At 55.2% G+C, this 23,721-nt stretch carries 17 protein-coding genes; 9 read left to right on the plus strand and 8 right to left on the minus strand.

Annotation, left to right across the window (positions count from 1 at the left end; genetic code table 11):
• The first annotated feature begins 1 nt into the window (after window position 1).
• Window positions 2-796, plus strand: a complete 795-nt coding sequence (locus AAFH99_RS08485) for an SDR family NAD(P)-dependent oxidoreductase (RefSeq protein ID WP_043317048.1) — start codon at window positions 2-4, stop codon at window positions 794-796.
• 25 nt (window positions 797-821) lie between these two features.
• Here the strand turns inward: AAFH99_RS08485 and AAFH99_RS08490 are convergent, their stop codons facing one another.
• From AAFH99_RS08490 to dinB, 4 genes are all read right to left on the minus strand, one after another.
• Window positions 822-1,292 carry a hypothetical protein gene (locus tag AAFH99_RS08490; RefSeq protein WP_043317046.1) on the minus strand — a complete coding sequence of 157 codons (471 nt, stop codon included), beginning with the start codon at window positions 1,290-1,292 and terminating at the stop codon, window positions 822-824.
• Window positions 1,289-1,987 carry an RNA polymerase sigma factor gene (locus AAFH99_RS08495; protein ID WP_406827493.1) on the minus strand — a complete coding sequence of 233 codons (699 nt, stop codon included), beginning with the start codon at window positions 1,985-1,987 and terminating at the stop codon, window positions 1,289-1,291. The genes AAFH99_RS08490 and AAFH99_RS08495 overlap by 4 nt, the downstream gene beginning before the upstream one ends.
• A 152-nt stretch (window positions 1,988-2,139) precedes the next feature.
• Window positions 2,140-2,460 (minus strand): DUF6116 family protein, encoded by a 321-nt coding sequence (locus AAFH99_RS08500; protein ID WP_197023769.1) that lies wholly within the window; start codon window positions 2,458-2,460, stop codon window positions 2,140-2,142.
• A 177-nt stretch (window positions 2,461-2,637) separates the two neighbouring features.
• On the minus strand, window positions 2,638-3,720 hold the full coding sequence (dinB, locus tag AAFH99_RS08505) for a DNA polymerase IV (protein ID WP_043317042.1): 1,083 nt from the start codon (window positions 3,718-3,720) through the stop codon (window positions 2,638-2,640).
• Window positions 3,721-3,794: 74 nt separating this feature from the next.
• Between dinB and AAFH99_RS08510 the strand changes: the two genes are divergently transcribed.
• Window positions 3,795-4,331 carry a carboxymuconolactone decarboxylase family protein gene (locus AAFH99_RS08510; protein ID WP_043317040.1) on the plus strand — a complete coding sequence of 179 codons (537 nt, stop codon included), beginning with the start codon at window positions 3,795-3,797 and terminating at the stop codon, window positions 4,329-4,331.
• A 93-nt stretch (window positions 4,332-4,424) separates the two neighbouring features.
• On the opposite strand, the gene fdxA is transcribed toward AAFH99_RS08510, so the two are convergent.
• Entirely contained in the window at window positions 4,425-4,748 is a 324-nt protein-coding gene (gene fdxA / locus AAFH99_RS08515; protein ID WP_043317038.1) for a ferredoxin FdxA, read from the minus strand.
• 142 nt (window positions 4,749-4,890) lie between these two features.
• Window positions 4,891-7,563, minus strand: coding sequence for a DNA mismatch repair protein MutS (gene mutS / locus AAFH99_RS08520; protein ID WP_406827494.1), 2,673 nt, complete (start codon window positions 7,561-7,563; stop codon window positions 4,891-4,893).
• Between the two features lie 387 nt (window positions 7,564-7,950).
• Between mutS and AAFH99_RS08525 the strand changes: the two genes are divergently transcribed.
• The 3 genes from AAFH99_RS08525 to AAFH99_RS08535 all read left to right on the plus strand — a co-directional run bounded on the left by AAFH99_RS08525 (window position 7,951) and on the right by AAFH99_RS08535 (window position 13,157).
• Window positions 7,951-10,731, plus strand: coding sequence for a TonB-dependent receptor (locus AAFH99_RS08525; RefSeq protein WP_406827495.1), 2,781 nt, complete (start codon window positions 7,951-7,953; stop codon window positions 10,729-10,731).
• A gap of 93 nt (window positions 10,732-10,824) precedes the next feature.
• A complete protein-coding gene (locus tag AAFH99_RS08530; protein WP_406827496.1) occupies window positions 10,825-12,378 on the plus strand; it encodes a tryptophan halogenase family protein in 1,554 nt (517 codons plus the stop codon).
• Between the two features lie 14 nt (window positions 12,379-12,392).
• Window positions 12,393-13,157, plus strand: coding sequence for a SapC family protein (locus AAFH99_RS08535; RefSeq protein ID WP_051686980.1), 765 nt, complete (start codon window positions 12,393-12,395; stop codon window positions 13,155-13,157).
• 69 nt (window positions 13,158-13,226) lie between these two features.
• On the opposite strand, the gene AAFH99_RS08540 is transcribed toward AAFH99_RS08535, so the two are convergent.
• Both AAFH99_RS08540 and AAFH99_RS08545 read right to left on the minus strand, forming a co-directional pair.
• The gene (locus AAFH99_RS08540) at window positions 13,227-15,623 is read right to left on the minus strand and encodes an alkaline phosphatase D family protein (protein ID WP_043317031.1); all 2,397 of its coding nucleotides are present in this window, start codon (window positions 15,621-15,623) and stop codon (window positions 13,227-13,229) included.
• Between the two features lie 28 nt (window positions 15,624-15,651).
• On the minus strand, window positions 15,652-16,626 hold the full coding sequence (locus tag AAFH99_RS08545; RefSeq protein ID WP_406827497.1) for a sugar kinase: 975 nt from the start codon (window positions 16,624-16,626) through the stop codon (window positions 15,652-15,654).
• Window positions 16,627-17,094: 468 nt separating this feature from the next.
• On the opposite strand from AAFH99_RS08545, the gene AAFH99_RS08550 reads away from it, so the two are divergent.
• From AAFH99_RS08550 to AAFH99_RS08565, 4 genes are all read left to right on the plus strand, one after another.
• On the plus strand, window positions 17,095-20,583 hold the full coding sequence (locus tag AAFH99_RS08550; protein ID WP_406827498.1) for a TonB-dependent receptor: 3,489 nt from the start codon (window positions 17,095-17,097) through the stop codon (window positions 20,581-20,583).
• Window positions 20,584-20,663: 80 nt separating this feature from the next.
• The gene (locus AAFH99_RS08555; protein WP_406827499.1) at window positions 20,664-21,194 is read left to right on the plus strand and encodes a gluconate 2-dehydrogenase subunit 3 family protein; all 531 of its coding nucleotides are present in this window, start codon (window positions 20,664-20,666) and stop codon (window positions 21,192-21,194) included.
• A gap of 28 nt (window positions 21,195-21,222) precedes the next feature.
• Window positions 21,223-22,911, plus strand: a complete 1,689-nt coding sequence (locus AAFH99_RS08560) for a GMC oxidoreductase (RefSeq protein WP_406827500.1) — start codon at window positions 21,223-21,225, stop codon at window positions 22,909-22,911.
• An 18-nt stretch (window positions 22,912-22,929) separates the two neighbouring features.
• On the plus strand, window positions 22,930-23,694 hold the full coding sequence (locus AAFH99_RS08565) for a ThuA domain-containing protein (RefSeq protein ID WP_043318258.1): 765 nt from the start codon (window positions 22,930-22,932) through the stop codon (window positions 23,692-23,694).
• Window positions 23,695-23,721 lie beyond the last annotated feature (27 nt).

The raw sequence follows: 23,721 nt of genomic DNA on the forward strand, positions 1-23,721 counted from the left end.
CATGGTGAACGCTTACAGAGATCCGCTCCTGGATTTCAGTGGAAAAACAGTGCTGATTACCGGGGCTGCCAGCGGTTTTGGCGCGTTGCTTGCCGAAGAATTCGGGCGCCGTGGAGCGAGGCTGGTTCTGGGGGATATCAATAACGCTGGCCTGATGCTCGTGGTGGAAAAACTGAAAGCAATGGGTGCCGAAGTGCAGGCGATGGCTTGTGACGTCTCTTCGGAAACGGATTGTGCTGCGTTGGTGGCACTGTCTCAGAAAAATTTTGGCTATCTGGATATTGCCATCAACAATGCGGGCATCGCGCCACCGTTGCAGTACCTCGAAGAGGTCGATGAAGAAACCTTTGACCTTCAACACCGGGTCAATGTGAAAGGGGTGTTCTTTGGGATGAAGCATCAACTGAAACGGATGCGTCTTCAGGGCGGCGGTGTGATTTTGAATGTAAGCTCAATGGCCGGTATCGGCGGCGCTCCCAAAGCGTCGCCTTATTCGGCGGCCAAGCACTCCGTGGTGGGGCTGACCCGCACCGCCGCGGTGGAATATGCGCGGTACAATGTACGAGTCAATGCCATCTGCCCGTTTTTCACCTTGACTCCGATGATTGCTGAAATGCACACCCCCGAGGGGGCGACTCTGGAACAGGTACACGCTGCCTTCGCATCTGGATGTCCGATGAAACGATTGGGCAGACCGGAAGAAGTCGTCAGCGCGATGCTGATGATGTGCTCGCCGGCGATGACCTATGTCACCGGGCAAGCCCTTGCCGTGGATGGGGGCGTATCTGCCTATTGACCCGGTGTTCCAGCGGATCACTGAATCAAGGCAGGATTCGACAATGCTGTCGGGCCTTGCTGGCTAAATCCGCGGGTAGGGAGTCGCTGGTATTGGAGCGCTGTTCACGGCGCCACTGAGCGCATAGTTGCGTATAACTTCCGGCGTCTACCTCAGTCCGCAGTGCGTGCCAGCGATCAGATTTGGTATCCACTATCGTGCCGGGTTTTGCCCGGTAGCGTTCCAGTCCCCGGCTCCCCGTCTGAGCGCTTTCCGGTACGATCTGGCCGGGGGCGGCACCTATGTACTGGGCTGGATGCAGTAAAACCACTACGATTGCCAGCGCGCTAAAACTGGATGCTGCCTTGGAGAGCAGGCCACTGTGCTTCTGCGGTGGACGAATCGGGCGAAGGGCCTTAACCCCGCGAATGCGCTCAAGCACTTTCTCGTCCAGTGCGGTGGGTGTCCGCACCTCCGCTATGGCGCGTTTATACGATACTTCCCAGTGTTTACTCATGCTCGCGCTGCCTCAACAGGTGAATTCACTGTGGACGGAGTGCCGGTGGCTGTGTTCGTGGTACCTTTTCGAGTACCCCATGGGAAGCGCGCTCTGGGCTGGCGCGGCTTTTCTGAAACCTGTGGGGTTGGCTCCATTTCCGCAGCCTCTCGGGCGCGCGTTACACTGGATTTCCAGGGCTTCCGGCTACTGCCGTGAAGATTGAAAGTAACCGATTGTCGGCCGTCCGCCAGTTCCTGTCGGCAGGTAGCAAGAGATATCCGCTCTATGTCCGCAATGGTGGCAAGTGATAGGTTGCACTCATTAAACAACAGGAAAATATTGCGTTGCCGGTGAGGCAGTTGCTGTACCGCACTGAGCACATCGGAGGCTTCGAAGGTGGACTGCAATGTTGAGCCTGCTGTGGACTGCTGCTCTGTTTGGCCGGAGCGCGTGGAGTTGAGCGCTTTGTTCAGGCGGGTGTAGAGCCAGTTTTTCAGGCGTTGTCCGTGCAATGTCGGTGGCTCCTGCAACAGGTTGAGCCAGAACTCTTCCATTAAGGACACGCACCGCTCTAGATTCATCTGGGCGCAGTAGCGAAACAGAGGGTCTTTGTAGCGCTGGTAGATTTCACGAAAAGCTTTTGGATTACGCGTACTGCAATACTGTTGCAGTAAGTCTTCATCACTGAGACTGTACAACTTCTCCGCAAACATGGGATCTGCCTCCTTGGCTCCAATTCCCATTGTCACTTACTCGGTCGCACACCCCCCGAAAGTTCCTGTTCGGGAGTACATCGATGAACCAGTAAATCTTCTGTTAACGTTATTTCGCCGCGGTGTTTATTCGGCGAATACCACTCTCTGACTCAGTGTTTTCCGTACTTTGTATTTTCTGCAGACGTCGTATATGCGCTGCTTTTTTGGCTTGTGGCCTTTTCTGTGCTCCCTTTTACAATTTTTTCATCGCGTTCTGGTGGGTCTCGGAGTTCCTCACGACTTTTGCGCCACGAGGCCAAAAATATCGTTCCAAGCCCCAGTAGAATCTCATCCACAAATGGCACAAAATCTGGAATGATCAGGTCGATCAGAAACAGAGCGCAAATCCACTTGAATAACTGTGGGTGCTTTAGTTTACGCGCGTAATTGAGAAACCAACCGACAAAGGCGCTGGGGAGAACACGCTTCATAAACTGTGTGAAACTGCTTTGAGGACCGTGTTGGGAGTATAGCTCGGGGTGGCTGGACCGGTATCTTGCGGAAAGGTTCCGTGTTTGAAAAGACGCAAGGATTGGCGTCAAAACCTCACTGCTGGCCCCTTTAAGGTGATAGTAGAGGCGCGGCAGTAGACTGAAAAGTGAGCAGTTTCAGGTGCTGAGGGATGACCGGTATCGCAAGGGAAGCGGCAATTGCTCTGGGCCTAATTCGGCGCGCAAATCTTTGAGTTTGATTCCCACCCCAAGTAGCCGAATCGGGTCGCTGCGCTTTTCCCAACACTGCTGGAGCAGTTGGTTGAACTCGCTGATGCGGCCTGCTTTGCTCGATCGTTCGTGTGTGGATTGACTGAAGTCGGCATACTTTACCTTGACGATTGCGCCGGCTATCTCATAGCGGTCTCCGAGTTTTTCCAGCCGTTCCTGCAAGCGCCCGAACAGGTTTACCATCTCTTCCTGCCAGGCTTCAAACTGCCCAAGGTCTTCGCTAAACGTGCACTCCACACTGACACTTTTGCGGGAGCTATCACTAGACACCGGCCTCTCATCGATACCCCGGCACAAGTGAAACAGGCGATTACCGAACTTGCCGTATTTCTGCACCATTTCCACCAGAGTAAATCGCCGTAAATCGCTGCAGGTACGAATTCCCTCGCGTTGCATTCTTTCTGCCGTTACGCGCCCGACGCCGTGTATTTTTTTTATGGGGAGTCGTAGAACAAAGTCTTCCACCGCATCGGGGTGAATGACGGTTAGTCCATCGGGTTTTTGCCAGTCGCTGGCGATCTTGGCGAGAAATTTATTGGGGGCCACCCCCGCAGAGATAGTGATTCCCAACTCTTTGCGAACCCGTGCGCGAATCTCTCTGGCGATCAAAGTTGCACTGCCATTGCAGTGGGAGCTACCGGTTACGTCAAGATAGGCCTCATCAAGGGATAGTGGTTCTATCGCGTCGGTATAAAGTAGGAATATGTCCCTTATCTGAGCGCTCACTTCCCGATATTTTTTCATGTTGCCCGGCACTACAATCAGATCAGGGCACAGCTTTTTGGCGTGTGCCGTCGGCATTGCCGAGCGCACACCGAAACTGCGTGCCTCGTAGTTGCAGGTGGAGATGACGCCCCTGCGATCACTGGCTCCGCCCACGGCGATCGGGCGCCCTCGTAAATTGGGGTCGTCCCGCATCTCTACGGAGGCGTAGAAGCAATCGCAGTCACAGTGGATGATTTTACGCATGCTGGAATTATATCCAGTATTTTGGCGCAGCCAACCAGATTCTTTGCTGCTCGCAGCCCAGGAGGGAGGTGGATATGAGTAATATGCCTTTGGTCAGCAACACGACAGGAATACCAAATGAAGCGCAGGTGACGGCGGTATTCGACGATGTTCGCACTCAATTGGGTTCTGTGCCCAACCTGTTCCGCGCTTATGCCAATAATCCGACCATCTTGACCCAGCTCTGGGACAGGTACCAACATGTGATGCTGACCGGGCACCTTTCGCCAAGGCTCAAGGAGGGGATCGCTCTGATGATCGCATCAGACGAGCACAGTGATTACGGTATTTCTCAGCACAGCACCCTGTTACAGAAGCTGGGCGTTGACCCCCATGAGGTGCTTCGCATCCGCACAGATCCGGATCACGCCCATTACAACGAGAAAGAACACGCTTTACTGGAGGTCGCCCGCCACGGAAATAGCAGACCCCATGATCACGGCGATAAGGTGGTTAATACCGCCCGGGAGGCGGGTGCCAGTGATGCGGAAATTCTAGAGGCGCTGGCGGTTGGCGGGCTGTCTGCGGAATTGAGTCATGCCGCTGCCTTGTTGGGGATAACGCCGGACTGATGTCGGGCCAATTGCGTATGAGTGCGCGGATATTTTTCACGAACAAAAAAGCCGTCTCGGAAGACGGCTTTTTTATTGAAGTTAACGCGGGGCCTATCGCTCCAGGTACTGTAATTTCCCTGTCTTCCCATCCCACTCTTCCGCATCCGGCAGGGGATCTTTCTTTTCAGTGATGTTTGGCCACACCTCAGAAAGCTCGGCATTGAGCTCGATATATTCCTGCTGATCGTCCGGCACTTCGTCCTCGGAGAAGATGGCGTTGGCCGGGCATTCCGGCTCACACAGGGCGCAGTCGATGCACTCGTCCGGGTGGATCACCAGAAAGTTGGGGCCTTCGTAGAAGCAGTCTACCGGGCAAACTTCCACACAGTCGGTGTATTTGCACTTGATGCAGTTTTCCCCAATTACGAATGTCATGCTTGTCCCTCGATAATGCTGATGCGTCGCCGCTGCCCGGTCGGCTCCGCGTGCCGGAACCGGACCTTATTCTTGAAAGCTGCGGATTTTAGCAATAACTGGCGCGAATTGTAGTGGCTTTTGAGTCGAATTGGTTGGGTGCTTATAACAGTTTGCGCAGGGTGTAGAGCTGCTCCAGCGCCTGGCGCGGGGTCAGGTCATCCGGGTCCAGTCCTTCCAGGGCCTCTACCGCTGGGTGCGGGGCGCTGCCGAACAGGTCGACCTGTGCGGGCGCGGCGGGCCTTGGTTGGGGTGCCGGGGCTTTTGTCTCCGGAGCAGGAGCCGGTACGGGAGTGGGCTCCGGGGCCGGGTCGGTAACAGCCTGCTGCCGGGGGGCGCCCGGACCTGAGTCGCGAGTGGTATGCCCCGCTTCCAGCGCGGCCAGCCGTGCCTTGGCTTCCTCCAGAACTTCCTGCGGAATTCCCGCAAGCTTGGCCACCTGCAGACCGTAGCTCTTGGATGCGGGGCCCTCCTGAATACGGTGCAGGAACACGATGGAGTCCCCGTGTTCGGTGGCATTCAGGTGGATATTGGCCGCATCCGGGCACTGTTCCGGCAGTTCGGTCAGTTCGAAATAGTGGGTGGCGAACAGGGTAAAGGCGCGTACCTTGTCGGCGAGGAAATGGGCACAGGCCCAGGCCAGGGAGAGGCCGTCGTAGGTACTGGTGCCGCGGCCGATCTCGTCCATCAGGATCAGGCTGTGCTCGCTGGCATTGCGCAGGATATTCGCAGTCTCGGTCATTTCCACCATAAAGGTGGAGCGGCCGCCGGCCAGGTCGTCGGCGCTGCCGATACGGGTAAAGATCCGGTCCAGCAAACCGATGCGTGCGCTGTCGGCGGGTACGAAGCTGCCGCAGTGGGCGAGCAGGGCGATCAGCGCAGTCTGTCGCATGTATGTCGATTTACCACCCATATTCGGGCCGGTGATCACCAGCATGCGGCGGCTTTCGTGCAGCTCGATATCGTTGGCCACAAACGGGTCGTCCAGCACCTGTTCCACCACCGGGTGGCGGCCGCCTTCCACGTGGATGCCGGGTTCCTCGCTCAGTTCCGGCTGGATCAGGCGCAGTTGATCGGCGCGTTCGGCCATATTTGCCAGTACGTCCAGCTGGGACACCGCGGCGGCGGCGGTCTGCAGTGCTGCGAGCGATTCGTTCAGGGTGGTGAGCAGTTCCTCGTACAGGAACTTCTCCCGGGCCAGAGCGCGACTCTTGGCAGAGAGCGCCTTGTCTTCGAACTCTTTCAGCTCGGGAGTGATAAAACGCTCGGCGTTTTTCAGGGTCTGGCGGCGGATATAGTCCGCCGGTGCTTTGTCACTCTGGCCGCGGCTGATCTCGATAAAGTAACCGTGCACCCGGTTGTAACCGACCTTTAACGTTGGGATCCCGGTGCGTTCTTTCTCGCGCACTTCCAGCTGTACCAAATAGTCGCCGGCGTTTTCACTGATACCGCGGAGTTCGTCCAGCTCCTCGTCAAAGCCGTCCGCGATCACCCCACCATCTCGCAGCACTACCGGTGGATTCTCCACCACTGCGCGCTCCAGTAACTCTACGGTTTGTGGCCACTCACCCATTTCCTGGCTGAGTTGTTTCAGCAGGCCGGCGTCGGTTTCAGACAATTGACGCTGTAACTCGGGGAACTGGGACAGGGACATACCCAGGCGCGACAGATCCCGCGGACGGGCGGAGCGCAGGGCCAGGCGGCCGAGAATGCGCTCCATATCGCCGATGGGTTTCAGGGCTTCGCGCAGGGGCTCGAAGCGGTAATCCTCGATCAGCGCGGTGATTGCCTGCTGGCGTTGCTGCAGGGTATGCAGGTTGCGCAGGGGATTGTTCAGCCAGCGTCGCAGCAGGCGGCTGCCCATTGCTGTTTTACAGGCGTCGAATACGGACAGCAGAGTGTTGTCGTCACCGCCGTTCAGATTGGTATCGATTTCCAGGTTGCGGCGACTGGCGGGATCCAGGGCCACGGTATCTTCGCTGCGCTCGGTGCGCAGGGTGCGGATATGGGGCAGCTCGGTGCGCTGGGTATCGCGGGCGTATTGCAGCAGGCAACCGGCGGCACACAGCGCGGCGTGCATATGGCTGCAGCCAAAGGCTTCCAGATCCATGGTGCCAAACTGGCGGTTCAGCAGGCGCAGGGCGCTTTCCAGGTCGAATTCCCAGGGCGCACGGCGGCGCATACCCGGGCGGCGCTCGATTTCCGCGGGCAGGGTGAGGTCTTCGGAAACCAGCAGTTCAGTTGGGCTGTAGCGCTGTACCTGTTCCGCCAGGGCTTCCAGGGTTTCGACTTCCTGCACGGCGAAGTGGCCGGTGCCCACATCCAGCAGCGCCAGGCCGAATTTCTCACCTACGAGCACGGTCGCTGCCAGCAGGTTGTCCCGACGCTCGTTCAGCAGGGCCTCGTCGGTCACCGTACCCGGGGTGACGATGCGTACCACCTTGCGCTCCACCGGCCCTTTTGAGGTAGCCGGATCGCCAATCTGCTCTGCGATCGCCACGGAGACCCCGGCCTTAATCAGCCGCGCCAGGTAGCCTTCGGCCGCGTGATAGGGAATCCCCGCCATGGGAATCGGCTGACCGCCAGACTTGCCGCGGGCGGTCAGGGTCACATCCAGCAGCTCCGACGCGCGCTTGGCATCGTCGTAAAACAGCTCGTAGAAGTCGCCCATGCGGTAAAACACCAGCTCCTGGGGGTGCTCAGCCTTGATCTTCAGGTACTGGGCCATCATCGGCGTATGTTCGGGCTTGGCGGTTTTGGCGGCTGTTGCGGGCATATTGAGAAAATTCTTTTTAAATCAGTGGGTTATGTCAGGTTTGGCTGTGGAGGTTGGATTCGGTTCCCCCCCGGGGTGGGGCGGAAGAAGCAAGCCGGCAAGGATACCAAAGCGCTACCCGACAGACTATCGGGAGCTGCAGGAGAAGAGGTGCGCATCAGCAAGACCGACCACTTATCGAGAATTGTTAACAATTAAATATTGACATTGCGCCGCAGGAAACAGAGGATGGGCGCGCGGCTATTCTCGGGGGGCACTTTATGACTGGTGCTCACCCCGGTAGGCCGCGAGGAAGGTTCAACTCAATAATGAAAAAGCGCTCGAAACTCGGTCACCGCTTTGGTGTGCAGTCTGAGCATCGAGCCTACAGATGGAGAGAGAGCATCCATGCCTATCTATAACAAGCGCTTCACCCTGAGCGCCTTGTCCGCTGCCGTGATCTCGGCTGTTTCTGCAGGCGCTTACGCCCAGGAAACCGGCACCAGTGCGCTAGAAGAAATTACTGTGACCGGTATTCGTCAATCCCTCACTAACGCCATGGACGTCAAGCGCGACTCCGCCGGCGTAGTGGACGCGATTTCGGCAGAAGACATCGGTAAATTCCCGGACACCAATCTCGCAGAATCCTTACAGCGAATTACCGGTGTATCCATCGACCGCAGCAACAACGAAGGTAATAAGGTTACTGTGCGCGGCTTTGGCCCCAACTTTAATCTGGTGACCCTGAATGGACGGCAGATGCCGAATTCATCGGCGCTGCAGTCTGAAGGTATTAACCGCAGCTTCAAATTCGCGGAAATTTCTGCGGAAAGTGTCAGTGGCGTAGAGGTATTTAAAACCGGTAAGGCAGATATTTACTCCGGTGGTATCGGCTCCACCATCAATATCAAGACCGCACGGCCATTCGATTACGACGGGTTTGTCGCCAGCGCCAGCGTGAAAGGTGTCATGGACACCAGTGTCGAAAAAGGTGATACCGTCACTCCGGAAATCGCCAGTATGGTGAGCAGCACCTTTTTCGAAGATAAACTTGGTGTCCTGGTAGCGGTGTCCCACGCGGTGCGCGATAGCCGCAGTGAATCGGTGAGCACTCAGGCCTGGGTTCCCAACTACGGTGCGGCCGACACTTCGGCCATTGATCGCAATAAAAACCCGGAAGCCACTTATTGGGCCCCCTGGACCTTTGACGTAGACGTGGCCGACCACCAGCGGGAACGTCAAAATGCGCAGCTGGTTGTGCAGTTTGCGCCGGTAGACAACGTAACGGCGACCCTGGATTACACCGCGTCCCGCTACGACGAAGATATTTCCATGAACCGGACTAGTGTCTGGTTTGACAGCTCCACCGGTGTAACGGACAGCAATGGTACCGTAATTAACCCGAGTGTCCTGAACGACGAGCTCAATTTCTGGGCGTGGAATTATCAGTTTGTAACCGAAAACGACTCTGTCGGTTTGAATGTCGAATGGGATGCAACCGAATCGTTGAGCTTCGGCCTGGACGTGCACGATTCTACTTCTCACTCCCAGCCGGGCGGGATTCCCGCAGAGACCATCGCGAATACCAAAAACCCGGGTAAGTTGGTGGATATTACCGCGGACTTTTCCAGCGGTAGCGGTTTGCCAGGTATCAGCTTCGATGATTCTGCTCTCGCTGGTGGTGCGTTCGCCCCAGAAAATATCGTATCCGACCTATTCCAGGAGCGAGGACTGGAAATCGAAAACCAGATTCAACAGTTCCAACTGGATGGCACTTGGGAGAACCTGGGCGACGGGGCACTCAAAACCATCAAATTTGGTATTGCCAGTACGGATTACAAGGTAGATTCCTACGATAGCCAATCTTTCGCCTTTGTAGATCTGGGCGACTTGGCATCTCTTGGTATCGACTTTGAGCAGCTGGGTGACTTTGGCGATCAAATTGGCAGTAATGCTGGCCTTTTCCCGCTGCTGGCAGACTATGAGGCATCTGACTTCATTGAGGCAGTTAAAGCCAGTGGTCAGTACTTCGAGGCAACGCCAACCTTCAACAAGGTGGAAGAAGAAACCCTGGCGGCCTTTGTTACGGCTGATTTCGAAACCGAATTTAACGGTTACCCGGTTCGCCTGAACGCCGGGCTGCGATTTGAAGATACAGAAGTGGTCGGTACTTCAATCCAGAATGGTATTCTCGGTCTTAGCTACTGGCACGACGAAGAGCTGCGCGAAGTCAATGATGACACACCAAGCGCCGATACTCTGGAAGGGGATTACACTCGCTTCCTGCCGAATCTGGATGCGAGTATTGAGTTGAGTGAGGAACTTGTTGCCCGCGCTTCTTACAGCCGCACCTTGAGCCGCGCGGACATCTCCGCGATGTTCCCGTCCACGTCCCTGAATGTGTCACGTCCCGGCGGCCCGTTTAACGCCTCTCAGGGCAATCCGGGTCTGTTGCCGATTACCTCCGATAACTTTGATCTGTCGATAGAGTACTACTACGACGAGGGTAGCTATGCATCTGTGGGCTACTTCAAGAAATACGTTGAGAACTTTATTGGCGCAACGTTTGAAGACCGTGTGATCACCGACGTCAACGGCAATCCGATTACAGACCCGAGTGTTAACCCGCGCCCGGGCTGCCCTGATGCCAGTGGGTCAAACCCGGCTTGTCTCGGTAATGCGAGTGATCCGGTGGTGACCTGGAATGTGGCCACCCCCGGCAATTTGGAGGATGCTGAGGTTTACGGCTGGGAGCTGGCCGTCCAACATATGTTTGGTGATACCGGATTTGGTGCAATCTTTAATGCAACCATCGTCGATGGTGATGTCGAATACGACGTGTACGACAATGAAAATGTGTTTGCTCTGACCGGTATGAGCGACTCCGCCAACTTGATCGGCTTCTACGAGAAAGACGCATTCCAGGCGCGTTTGGCTTACAACTGGCGCGATGATTTCCTACTGGCTACCCGTCAATCCCAGATTGGGGGGCAGCCTGTGTTCAATGAAGCCTACGGCCAGTGGGACCTGAATGCCAGTTACGATGTGACTGAGGATATCTCCGTGTTTGTGGAGGGGCTGAACATTACTGAAGAAACCATCCGTCGTCACGGTCGGTTCGCCAATCAGCTGGTCAGCGCCCAGCAGTATGGGGCTCGCTACAACATCGGCGTACGCGCCAAGTTTTAAGTGAGCGCTGGATTGTTCATGTAGTACCAGGGAGGGCTGCCACAGATGTGGTGGCCCTCTTTGTTTTCACCGTATAAAAACCAGAGGTCAGAAATGACTGATCCAATAAAATCCGTCGTTATTCTCGGTGGTGGTACCGCAGGCTGGATTACCGCGGGCACCCTTGCTGCACGCTTCAACAGGGACCAGGCCAATCCGGTTCGTGTCACTCTGGTGGAATCGCCGAATGTGCCGACCATTGGCGTAGGTGAAGGCACCTGGCCCACCATGCGTACAACCCTTAAAAAAATGGGTATCCGTGAAACCGACTTTATCCGCGTGTGCAACGTGGGCTTCAAACAGGGCGCCAAATTTGTGCGCTGGACCACGGGTGCAGAGGACGATTTTTACTATCACCCACTAGTGCTGCCGGAGAACTTCAATCAGTTCAATCTTGCTCCCCAGTGGTTGTGTGGGGACCGGAATCAATCTTTCTCCGATATGGTGTGCCCTCAGGAAGCCCTGTGTGAGCACAACCGCGCGCCCAAACAGATCGGCACCCCGGAATACGCCGCCGTTGCCAATTACGCCTACCACCTGGATGCCGGCAAGTTCTCAGGTTTCCTACAAAAACACTGCATAGAACATCTGAACGTGCGTCATATCCTCGCGGATGTCACCGGCGTTACCGAATTGGCGAACGGCGATCTTGAGTCCCTGCAGACAGAGACTGCGGGGGATATTGAAGGTGATCTGTTTATCGACTGCAGTGGCTTTCGCTCGCGCTTACTGGGTGATCACTACGGGGTGCCGTTCCGTTCCTGCAAAGACGTGCTGTTTATCGACAACGCGCTGGCCGTTCAGATCCCGTACGAGAACGAAGACAGCCCCATTGCCACTCACACCATCTCAACCGCCCAGAGCGCCGGTTGGGTGTGGGATATCGGCCTGCAGAATCGCCGCGGAGTAGGGCATGTATTTTCCAGTGCGCATATCGATGAAACGGGAGCCTACCGCGAGCTCGCCGCTTATCTGAACCTGAGTGAGGCAGAGCTGGATAGAATGGGGGTGCGCAAAATCCCCATCGTGCCCGGCCACCGGGAAAAGTTCTGGCACCGCAACTGTGTCGCAATCGGTCTCTCTGCTGGCTTCCTGGAGCCGCTGGAAGCCTCGGCGCTGGTGCTGGTGGAAATCTCCGCGAGTATGATTGCCGAGCAGTTCCCCGCAAGCCGGGCTGCAATGGATGTTGTGGCACGGCGATTCAACGATACCTTCCTGTACCGCTGGGACCGCATTATCGACTTCCTCAAGTTGCACTATGTACTTACCAAGCGCACGGATAGCCATTTCTGGCTCGACAATCGCGACCCAGAAACTATCCCAGCCAGTCTGAAAGAGCTCCTTACCTTGTGGCGCTACCAGCCCCCGTGGCACGATGACTTCGACCGCGCGGTAGAAGTCTTCCCCGCAGCCAGCTACCAGTATGTGCTTTACGGAATGGGATTCGAGACGGAGCCCAATGCCTTCGGCCTGTCGGAACAGTATCGGGAGCAAGCACAACAGTTGTTCCAGCAAAAACAGAAAGCCACACAGCAGATGCTCGCCGCCCTGGAAAACCACCGGGACCTGATCAACAAAATCTGCCAGCATGGCCTACAAAGAATCTGAAGGAGAGAAATACCATGAGCGCACAAGCAAACCCACGAAATAGCAATGTGGTTGCCCTCAACAACGAAAGCCACCGCAACCTTACCGTCGTTACCAAGCGCGGCGCCGAGTACGGCGAAGCCACCCACCTGGTGCCCGTAGTTGCGAACGAGCTGCGCAACCTCGTGCTCGAATACCCGGTCTGCATCACCAAAGACCCCAGTAATGGCCAGTTCTCCCTGTGTGTACTGCTCGGTTTCGAACCCGGTGAAAACCTCTACCTGAGCGGTGAGAGCTGGGATGCCCAATACATTCCCATGCATGTCCGCCGGCAGCCCTTTATGGTTGGCTACAAAAATCCACAGGCCGGTGCTGGTGAAGACGTTGGTAAAGACAAGGGCGCAGTGATTACCCTGGACCTGAGCAGTAAACGGATTCACGAAAACGGGGGGGAGGGTGAACGTCTGTTCGACGACCAAGGCAACAACACACCATTCATGCAGCAGGTCAGCGACCTTATGGGGCAATTGATGGCGGGTATGGAATCCACCACCGCATTCCTCAAAGCCCTGGCCGACAATGACCTGATCGAACCCGCCCACATCAACGTACAGTTCGCCAGTGGCGAACAGAAGCGTTACGAAGGCCTCTATACGGTCAACGAAGAAAAACTGCAAAAGCTCGACGCGGATAAGCTCGTGCATTTCCATCAACATGGATATTTACAGGCGGCTTACTGGTTGGGGGCTTCTATGGGGCAGGTACGGAAGTTAATTTTTCTAAAAAATAAATTGGGATAGTTTCGAAAGCTTAATGCGAAGGCGGCTGTACCCGGTAGCGGCGCCGCCACCGGGATAGGAAAGAACGGGTTATCCGGTGGGATCGGGACTTGCCGAGGACTCAATCGGATGCACCTGCGGCCATCCAGCGAACTGTCGGTCCCGCGCTGGATCTGCATCCCACGGCCAGCACTCCAGCCGATATTGCCCTTCCGAATGATCCACCACCGCAATCCCGTATCCCTCACTTTTCAGATTGCGATCGGAAACAAACTTACCCCAAGTCGTATTGTCATCACTGAACTCCGCATGAGTAATCTTCGGATTCGCCGCCGCCAGCACGCGCATATTATTGCCAAACGGATCGGTAAAGTTCCCGGTATTGGGATCGTCACCGTAACGGCCTTCCAGCTTGCCAAAACCCTCAAACCAGCGCTGCCAGAACGCCGCCGAAGCAGGACCTGAGAAGAACAGTGCCCCCGCGCTCTCATCACCCACAGGGAAGGCGCCACTGTACTGCCGCGCCACCAACCCCAGATGCTGGTCCCCCGCAAGCACCAGCGCCTTCGCATCTTCCACCAGCTTCACCGCACGGGTACGCCCATCGGGGGGATAGCAGTTGGCGTCGTAATCAATCAACCCCTTGCCTTCCTCATCCGTCTGCGGTGAGCCCCAGATAGAGGCGGTCAGGCAGATTTTCGGCAGACCCGGGTCCATCTTCGCCCAGTCCTGCAGGAACTGCTCCTGCCGTTGCCCCAGCAACTCGCCGGTAACCGTCAGACGATCCGCTTCATAGTCCGGTGCGGATTTGAACTTGCGATCCTCCACCATCGCGAAACTGGTGCCGCCGTAAACAAAGTGCGCATAGGTCACCGGAATCCCGTGGCGAATGGGTGTCGGGTCGTAGGCATCCGGCGTGTGGCTGCTCTGAATGCGGTACACCATTTTCACCAGCTCGATATCGTGCTTGAAGCCACCATCTTCCTCCCGGGGCCCACCACTGCCATCGCCTTTATTGCCCCACAGGTTGCCTTGCAGAACGTCGTGGTCATCCACCAGTACAATGGAAGGGCGGTTGCGCACGGATTCGCGGAAGGTCCAGTACCACAGGTACCAGCGGTATAGGGTATCCAGCTTCGCCTGGGGGGTATCACGGCCGTAGCGGGTGGGGAATGTCTCGTAATACTGGTCCCCGGCAAACACGTACAGGTCCGGTTGGTGACTGTCGCAGTGGGAAACCAGGGTGTTGTGGGGGAAGAAAATACTGTCCTTGGTGTAACGCCCGAGAATACGCTCTTCCGGAATATGCTTTTTGTACTCCGTTTCATCGAGGCTTTTCGCCGTGGGAATGATGCAGGAATAGAGCGCGATTTTAAGTGGGCGGGACTGGCCCGGATCACGGGCGATGGTACCGGAGTAGAGCGCCGCTTCGCTATTGGTAAAACGCACACGATATTCGTGGTCTTTGCTCGCATCCCACCCGGCGATACGGAAGGCCGCGACATAGCCGTCCTCGATGGGTCGCTCGGCGCCCAATTGCCACTGATTAGTGCCAACCGCTCGATACTCCAGGATAGCGTTTGCAGTCGCCGTCAGATCGATCGGCATAAACTGGGCGGAAAGTTTCATCACAGCCTGATTATTACCGCAGTTCAGACTGTGCATACAACCCATCACCTGCCCGAGCTGGCGCTGTGGATGCTCGGCAATTTTCTCCCCACCGGTTTCGATATCCGCAAACCACCAGCGTGCACCGGCGGCATTCGCGGGCGGAGAGGAAACCAGCATAATACCGCCGGTCAGTTGCTCTGCTGGAACCTCGGTGCGGACCGCAAAGCCGAACTCCTCGCCACTGTGTGCATCGCTGGCTATCAGTCGCACATCAAAGCGGCCGTTTTTGACCGGGTCGATATGGCAGTCCAGCAGGATTTCCCGCTGGCCGACTTGAGCGATGCTGACACTGCCTTCCCGCTCCAGCTGGGTAAACGCCATGCTGTGGTCCTGATCGGAAAAGTCGCGGAAGCCGAGATTACCGCTTTCATCCAGCACCGCCATAAAGCCGCCGTTGGTGCCGCCAGCGCGCTGTGCCAGCGCCGCGCCGCGGTAGTCCAGCTCGCCGGCGCCGACGCCCAGTAGAAATCCGCAAAACCCTTTGGCGTCCGGTGTCAGCAGACCGACACGGGCGCGGATGCGGCCGGGTTTGTGGGTGTTTATCAACTCCCGTGTCAGCAGGGCAGCGGTGCGTACCTCAAAGGTTTTGTCCCCTTGCAGGCACTCCAGGCGCCCCTCACGGCACTGCCAGTCCTGCAGGCGGTTGCCCCAGAAGTGGCCGCCGAGCCAGTGTTGAGTACCACGTGGTAGGCTGCCAAGTGGCGTAGTCTCCACCAGCTTTGGGCGCGCCGCTGCCATGGCAACCGCAAGGGAAGGCGATATGGCTGGTGCCAGAGCGGCACCGGAGCCGAGCTTCAGAAAGCTTCTTCTTTTCATGGTTGGTTTTCCGTTTTCTCGATCGGATTTATTGTTCGCTGCGTGCGGGCATTGTTAGGTAATGACGAAATACTTCGGCATCCACCAGCGCTCCTTTGTGTTGAATCACCAGTGCAGACACTCTGGCGGCACAGGCAATGGCTTCGCGTGGGCTCAAGCCCTGGCTGCGGTAGGCGAGGTAGGAGCCATTGAATGAATCCCCGGCAGCAGTGGTATCCACTACTTGGGCAACCGGCGTAATCGGCTCAACAAAGTGTTCCGTTGGCCCGCGGTAGCAGACCCCGTTGGGGCCGTCCTTGATCACCAGCTCTTCGATATCAAAGCCGTCCAGGAAATCGCAGGCACTGTCAAAGCTGTTCACTCCGTACAGAGCCGACAGGTCCTCAATACCGGGCAATGCCAGGTGCGCGTACTCAAAGGCACGCGCGTACTCCGCTCTGGTCTCTTTTACGGAGTTCCACAGCTTGGGGCGGTAGTTCGGATCAAACACAATGCGGGTGCCGGCGTCGTGCAGCTGCTCCAGCAATTCCCAGAACGCAGGGCGGGAATTGGGGGTTAATACGGCCAGAGAGATACCACTGAAGAAAAACAGATCCGGACGCGGGGCGATGCCGCAGGGCAGATAACCGCCATCCCCAGTCACCTGGGTGGCTTCGCGGAACAATGGCATCACCTCCCGGGCCGCAGAGTCCGAGCGCCAGTAGCTGAAGCTGCGCTCACCCCGGTTATCGGTATTGACCATATACAGCCCCAACTGGCGTGTGGGGTGGCGGAAAACCAGTGAGGTATCGATGGATTCCTGCGCCAGGGCAGACACCAGCCCATGGCTGGCCGCATCGTGGCCCACGGCAGTCATCAGGCGCACCCGATCACCGGAACTGGCCAGTCTCTTGAAGTACACCGCCACACTGTGCACATCCCCAGCGTAGGATTGCTGGAACATTCCGGGGGTCCGTTGGCTGAATTCCACCATGCTCTCTCCCAGAATTACCAGATCTGTCATACCAGTCACCTTTATACGTTGCCTTATACGCGCCGTCTGGGACAATTTGCGCCATCAAATGAATGAATGACAGTTAAGTCTTGCCGCTGCGCGGTGAGTGCCTGGGGCGAGAGGATTGCATCTTTACTCCCCCAAAGCGACCTTGTAAATTGTCAACAACGGGCTGCCAATAAATGAGTAGCTAGTTAAAAAATACTTATAAAACAATAACTTGAAAGATTGAGGTTCGGATCGCCTCACTCTGGCTGCTGACGCCCCGTTCACCAACCATTAAACAATGGTTTTTAATTGTTAACAATCAACAGTTGACATAATTTCCGGGGTTGGTGGATGATTAAGCCATCGATGGAAGAAACCCACTAGATAACAAAACCGGGTCTTCTTTCGAAAACTAGGGGCGGCGCCACTAGCGGTATCAGTGAATGCCGAATTGATAATAAAAATGCGATCCGATGGAGAGAGTTAGCCATGTCTACGTCCACTGTACGTAATCGCTTCCGTATGTCTGCACTGTCAGTTGCCGTACTGTCCGCTTGTAGCGGCCAGGCACTCGCGCAGGAAACCGAAGACCCAAGCCAATACGAAGCACTTGAAGAAGTTCAGGTGACTGGTATTCGTGCCAGTATTGAAAAGTCCATTGATGACAAACGCTACGGCGGCAACATCAAAGACACCATCAACGCCGAAGACATCGGTAAAACCACCGACCAGAACATCGCCGAAGCACTGTCCCGTGTGACTGGTGTTTCCATGCAGACTGCCGACGGTGAAGGCACCACTATCACCGTGCGCGGTGCGAATGCGCAGCAGAACAACATCAGTTTGAACGGTGTGCAGCTGGGTTCTACGGGATTCAGTCAAGCAGTGGACCTGTCAGCTTACTCCGCAGATATACTTTCAAAAATTGAAGTGGTGAAAACCCCCAGCGCGGACCACGACGAGGGGTCCCTGGGTGCGAATATCAATTTGGTTTCTGCCAAGCCGCTGGAAGTTACCGAAGGGCTGAATATTACCGGCCAGGGTCGCTACAACGACCTGGCGGAAGGTGAAGATCATAAAGCGTCTGTTACGTATACCGGCAAATTCTTGAATGATACTGTGGGGATCATTGTTACCGCATTTGACGAGACGAACTCGGTCCGGAAGGACCAGTACGAAGCTGAAGATTTTGTAGCAAAGACTTCCCGGATCGCTCGTGACCAGAATGGCAATATCATCGAAGATGTCACGGGTATCGCCGTTCCGTTTTCACATATGCAGCTGTTTCAGAATGAACGAGATCGCCAGGGCGTAAATCTCGGTTTACAGTGGTATGCAACGGAAACCACTGAAGTTAATGCAAATGTTAGCTGGAACAAGCAGGATATCGTGTCTACTATGCACGACCTGAGAACTCGCATCGGTGATTACGAAAACATGATCGAAGGGGAGACGGTCGCCGGTATCAATATGGACCCCGCTGAATGGACTGATCCTCAGCAAAATTGGCATGTCTACGACACCGAAACCCAGACGTTTACAAAAATGGTAAACCGTACGGCGTTGGGTGATATTTCTCAGGGCACCAATAACTTTTCAAATGAGAACACCATTGTCTCGCTGGATTTGACTCAGCAGATTGGTGACTCGATTGTTGTATCTGGTGGTCTCAACTATTCCAAAGCAGAGCAACTTCCCGGTCAATCTTTGTATGTAAACATGCAGAACTTTGACCGAATCAATGCGACGCAAATGATGAATACCCACCCGGATGATTTAGAGCCGGTGGGCTACGATTGTACATCTGGCCGTTGCGTCTTGGTTGGTGGTACCGGGATAGTTGATCATGGCGATGTGTTGCCACCAGATACAGAGCACACGAGAGATAACTATTCGACTACAGGATTTAACCCGGATGATCTCGCTGCTCAACACCTGAGTTATCTGACGAAAACAGACCGAGCTGTTGAAGATACACAGCAGTCTGCCTATTTTGATGTGGATTGGGATGTGGATTTTGCCGGCGTTAATAAATTAGAGTTCGGTGCAAAATTCTCCGATCGAGAGAAGTTCGTCGACAACCAAATGGCTGTCTTTAATAACGTAACAGAGGGTACCGTAACTCGCGATCCTGTTACTGGCGAGGTGTTCACGACTGTTCGCGGGATGACGGATATCAGCGGTACCAATATTGCCGGTGGTGAGTTCCCGGTTGACAACTTTATGGAGTCGCTGGGGTACGGCCGCGATAATATCACCGACGGCTGGGCGGTTGTCTCCGCTGAAAAAGCATTTATGGCCGCCCTGGGTAATACAGACGTAGATTATCTCCCGGACAATACCGAAACACGCCTGACCGAGCTGGATAATCAAGCTGTTTATCTGAAAGGGAATTTTGCGTTCCTGGATGACCGCCTGACTGGTGACATTGGGGTTCGTTACGTGAAGACTACTGTGGAAGCTGAAGGCTATTCCGGTGTGAACTTCCATTCTGACCCGAATAACAATGGCTTAGTGTTCGACCCGTTCGCCCTTGAAGCCTTGCGTGATTCATCCAATCCGCTTTGCCCCGATATCCTGTTTTACGGTGGAACTAACTGGAATGATGAAACTCGTTGGTCTCGGGTAGATGGTCAGGGCTATGACACCATGGGAACTGAAACTCGCGAAGATGATGTTCCTCTTCCTGACGCAGGTGCCTGTTTTGAACCACTTGCCGTTAAAAATAATTGGGCGGGCGCAGAAATTGCAGAATGGTGGCTGTGGCGCCATTCCGATACGTCCACCGAGTCTTTCAATATCTATGGTGAGCGCCAGTTCGATGAAGATGGCAATATCATTCCTGGCCCGGATTTGAGTCAGCGTTCTTTCGCGGTTGAGGATGAGCATGAATATAGTGCGGTCTTGCCAAGCTTGAACCTGAACTACGTTATTAACGATGAAATGGTTGGGCGTTTCGCCGTGTCCAAAACCATGGCTCGTCCGCAGATTGACTCGCTTCGCCCCGGATTCAAGGTGGTAGAGAGTATTTGGGGAGATCGTACAGGTAGCGTGATTACGCTGTACAACACCAAGTTGGATCCGCTGGAGTCAAATAACCTTGATCTTTCTTTCGAGTGGTATTTCTCCGATAACGCCTTGTTTGCCGCTGGATTGTTCTACAAGGACATGACTAACTTCGAAGAATCGCAGACCATCGTTACCTATATGGATGATTTGCGTGACCTGGGGCTGGACGAAAATGAAGAGCCCTATGAGGCTGCGGACTTGATCAAGCAAGCCGGTGATCTTGAAAACTGTATGCCTAAGCGTATGCAAGGCAATGTGATGCTGAATGAAGATTGGGCATTCTCAGGCGATCCTGAGCAGATGTGTGCCCAGTTCCGCACCACGCAAATCAAAAATGGCAAAGGTGCTCAGATTCAAGGTTTAGAGCTTCAGTACACGCAAACGTACGATATGCTCCCGGGCGTATTTGGTGGCCTCGGTACCATGTTCAACTATACGTTCCAGGATAGCGCTTACGAACAGGAAGTTTCCTCACTGGATTCGAATGTCGTTCTCCCGGAGCTACCCGTAGCGTACACACCAGAGCACAGCTACAACGCGACCGTATTCTGGGAGCAGAATGGGCACCAGTTACGTCTTGCCTACCAAGGTACCTCCGATCAGTTGGCACAGCGTAGCTGGAACAATGGTGCACTTTGGCAGGAAGGTCGTCAAACTCTCGATCTGTCTGCCAGCTATGCGCTAAACGACAATGTGACGCTGTCTTTCCAGGCTACTAACCTGACTGATGAAGGCGTTCGCACCTATTATACTAGCCGCTTTATGGACCTGGGTGAGGTAGATGCGGATGGAAACAGCGTGTTGTTTGACGAAGGAAACCCACTGGATGGAGATGCGACAAAGTCACGTACTGTAGTGGACTATCGCACCGGTCGTACCTTCCGCTTCGGTGTGCAGGCGCGCTTCTAAGTCTTCCCCAATCAGATTGTCATTCCTTGCCGCGTTTGGAAACAGACGCGGCTTTTTTTCACCCATTGTCTGGTGTTTGTATGGATCGAAGACGCTTTCTTAGAAATATATCTATTGTACTTGGGTGCGGCGCACTCGCCAATGATGTTGCAGCTTTGGATGCTGCGCTGGACTTTTCCGGGAAGCCGTCCGGCTTTCTAGGGCCAGATGAACTGGAGTTCGTTTCTCAAATCTCAGATATTGTCATTCCACTGTCAGATACACCCTCGGCCAGTCAGGCAGGGGTGCCGGAGTATATCGATTTTTACCTAGGCGAATTTATGGAATTCAAAGCAAGAAATTTGTTTGTCGATGGCTTGAGGGGCTTGTGCGATCAATCAATAAAAGAGTTTCTGGCACTATCCGATGAACGCAAAACAGAAAAAATTCAGTCTCTGGATGATCGGCTGGGCTCTTCCGGACAGGACGCTACCTACAAACAGCTCAAAGAGCTCATCGTAATCGGCTACTACACCTCCCAAGTCGGCGCCACTCAAGCGCTGCGTTATGACCCGGTTCCGGGACCCTACAAAGAAATCAAGCTGGCAGAAGTAGGGCGCGCCTGGTTGTAACATGCTATAGGTTTGAAGGAAAACAATAATGAGCAACACCGAATATGACGTAATCGTCGTCGGTTCCGGTATGAGCGGCGGATATGCGGCGAAAGAGTTCTGTGAAAAGGGTTACAAAACCCTGGTGCTGGATCGGGGCGAGATGGTCAAACACCGGCAATATAAAACCGAGGGCAAGGCGCCCTGGCAGATGCCGTTCAGGGGGAATGTGCCGGAGGAGTTCAAGGCGGAGCAGCATATCCAGAAGGATGTGTATATCTACAACGATTATACCCGCCATCATCTGATCAATGATCGCGATCATCCCTACGAGCAGAAGAAGCCGTTTATCTGGTACCGCGGTGCGACTGTTGGTGGCAAGTCGCTAATCTGGGGGCGCCAGAGTTACCGTTGGAGCAAACTGGATTTTGAATCCAACAAGATGGATGGCAACGGTATCGATTGGCCGGTGCGCTATGAGGATATCGAACCCTGGTACGACCGGGTGGAGCCGTTCGTGGGAATTTCCGGTAGCTATGAAGGACTCGACGTTTTGCCGGACGGCAAATTTCTACCGGCATTGCCGCTCAATGTGGTGGAACGGGATATGAAAAAGAAGATCGAAGAAACCTTTCCCGACCGTCACTTTATCCCCGCGCGGGTCGCGCATCTCACGCAGCCCCAGAAGCAGCACCTGGAACTTGGGCGGGTGCAATGCCAGGCCCGCAGTGAGTGTCCTCGCGGTTGTTCATTTGGTGCCTACTACTCGTCCAACTCGGCGGCGCTACCGGCCGCCGAGCGCACCGGGAATATGACGCTGGTGGCGAATGCCCAGGTTCAGGAGGTGCTCTACGATCAGGGCTCCGGGCGTGCCAGTGGAGTTGCCTATGTAGACACGCGCACTGGGGAGCGCAAACAGGTGCGCGCGCGGGTGGTGTTTATGTGTGCTTCCACCTTGGCCTCTGTACAGATTCTGCTGAATTCCAAATCTGAAACTTTCCCGGAGGGGATTGGCAACCGCTTCGATCTGCTGGGCCGCTATATTATGGATCATTGTGGTGGCGGCGGGGCCTCTGGCATGGTGCCCGGCTATCTCGAAGACTATTACAAGGGCCGGCGTCCCGGGGGTGTGTATATTCCTCGGTTTCGCAATATTCGTGAAAAGCACAGTGCGTTTGAGCGCGGGTATGGATTTCAGTGCGGGGCCAGCCGCGCAGGGTGGCACTGGGCCAAGAGCGGCAAAGGTATCGGCAACGCGTTCAAGGAGAAGGTCAGTCAACCTGGCAACTGGTATTTCACTATGTGGGGCTTTGGTGAGAGCCTGCCGAAATACGAAAATCGGGTTACCCTCCACCCCAGTAAGAAAGATCGTTGGGGCATGCCGATTCTGGTGACGGATGTTGCCTACGGAGAAAACGAGAGCGCTATGGTGAAAGACATGAGCGAAACCGCCGTAGAGATGTTGAAAGCGGCCGGTTTACAGAATATCCGCCCGTTTGAGGGCGAGGCGCCCCCGGGTGGCGCCATTCACGAAATGGGTGGCGCTTGTATGGGGCGTTCGGTGGAAACCTCGTACCTGAACAGGTGGAACCAGTGCCATGATGTGAAGAACCTGTTTGTCACGGACGGCGCAGCCTTCTCGTCCGTATCCTGTGTGAACCCTTCGATTACGTTTATGGCATTTACCGCGCGGGCGGTAGACTATGCCGATCAGCAGATGCAACAGGGGTTACTTTAAATGGCCGGGAAGAACAATTTGAAAAATTCGACAGCGAAGCGGGCGCTAACGTTACTCGCGCTGATGGCCACCACACCAGTATCGGCGGCTCAGTTCAAGACGCTGCTGTTTACCAAAACGGCGGGCTGGCAACACGAGAGTATTCCGGCAGCGGTTGCCGCGGTAACGGAACTCTCCCGCCTGCACGATTTCGAGGTGGTGCACACGGATGATAGTGAGGCGTTTACTGCAGAGAACCTGCAGCAGTTCGATGTGGTGGTTTTTCTGTTGACTACCGGTGATGTGTTGAATGAACGACAACAGGACGCGTTTCAGGCGTTTATCCGTTCCGGCAAAGGCTATGTGGGTGTGCATTCGGCGGCGGATACCGAGTACGACTGGCCCTGGTACCGGGGCCTGGTTGGGCGGAATTTTTTGATTCATCCGGCAGTGCAGTCCGCGAAAGTGCATGTGCTGGAAGCTGGCTTTCCGGGTGCCGAGTATATGCCTGCCCGTTTCCTGTGGACGGAGGAGTATTACACCTATGGGCCTGAACACAGCGACTCTCTGAACTACCTTTTGTCGGTGGATGAAACCACCTACAAGGCGCAGGCCGCATGGGGTGAAGTTAATTCGGAGGGGATGGGTAAGTTCCACCCCGTGGCGTGGTACCAGCAATACGATGGCGGCCGCGCTTTCTATACCGGCCTCGGTCATTTGCCGGCGTCTTACGGTAATGCCATGTTCCTGTCGCACCTTTATGGGGGTATATACTGGGCCGCGACCGGGAAAGGCATCGACTAACTACCAGCGATCTCTACATTTGACGTT

Source organism: Microbulbifer sp. ARAS458-1 (assembly GCF_045348205.1).
Taxonomy (GTDB): domain Bacteria; phylum Pseudomonadota; class Gammaproteobacteria; order Pseudomonadales; family Cellvibrionaceae; genus Microbulbifer.

Coding starts and splice junctions, on each gene's coding strand:
- AAFH99_RS08500 (WP_197023769.1), bottom strand. CDS start 2,460: ATGAAGCGTGTTCTCCCCAGCGCCTTTGTCGGTTGGTTTCTCAATTAC.
- AAFH99_RS08530 (WP_406827496.1), top strand. CDS start 10,825: ATGACTGATCCAATAAAATCCGTCGTTATTCTCGGTGGTGGTACCGCA.
- AAFH99_RS08550 (WP_406827498.1), top strand. CDS start 17,095: ATGTCTACGTCCACTGTACGTAATCGCTTCCGTATGTCTGCACTGTCA.
- AAFH99_RS08545 (WP_406827497.1), bottom strand. CDS start 16,626: ATGACAGATCTGGTAATTCTGGGAGAGAGCATGGTGGAATTCAGCCAA.
- AAFH99_RS08540 (WP_043317031.1), bottom strand. CDS start 15,623: ATGAAAAGAAGAAGCTTTCTGAAGCTCGGCTCCGGTGCCGCTCTGGCA.
- AAFH99_RS08510 (WP_043317040.1), top strand. CDS start 3,795: ATGAGTAATATGCCTTTGGTCAGCAACACGACAGGAATACCAAATGAA.
- mutS (WP_406827494.1), bottom strand. CDS start 7,563: ATGCCCGCAACAGCCGCCAAAACCGCCAAGCCCGAACATACGCCGATG.
- AAFH99_RS08525 (WP_406827495.1), top strand. CDS start 7,951: ATGCCTATCTATAACAAGCGCTTCACCCTGAGCGCCTTGTCCGCTGCC.
- fdxA (WP_043317038.1), bottom strand. CDS start 4,748: ATGACATTCGTAATTGGGGAAAACTGCATCAAGTGCAAATACACCGAC.
- AAFH99_RS08485 (WP_043317048.1), top strand. CDS start 2: ATGGTGAACGCTTACAGAGATCCGCTCCTGGATTTCAGTGGAAAAACA.
- AAFH99_RS08555 (WP_406827499.1), top strand. CDS start 20,664: ATGGATCGAAGACGCTTTCTTAGAAATATATCTATTGTACTTGGGTGC.
- AAFH99_RS08560 (WP_406827500.1), top strand. CDS start 21,223: ATGAGCAACACCGAATATGACGTAATCGTCGTCGGTTCCGGTATGAGC.
- AAFH99_RS08490 (WP_043317046.1), bottom strand. CDS start 1,292: ATGAGTAAACACTGGGAAGTATCGTATAAACGCGCCATAGCGGAGGTG.
- AAFH99_RS08535 (WP_051686980.1), top strand. CDS start 12,393: ATGAGCGCACAAGCAAACCCACGAAATAGCAATGTGGTTGCCCTCAAC.
- dinB (WP_043317042.1), bottom strand. CDS start 3,720: ATGCGTAAAATCATCCACTGTGACTGCGATTGCTTCTACGCCTCCGTA.
- AAFH99_RS08495 (WP_406827493.1), bottom strand. CDS start 1,987: ATGTTTGCGGAGAAGTTGTACAGTCTCAGTGATGAAGACTTACTGCAA.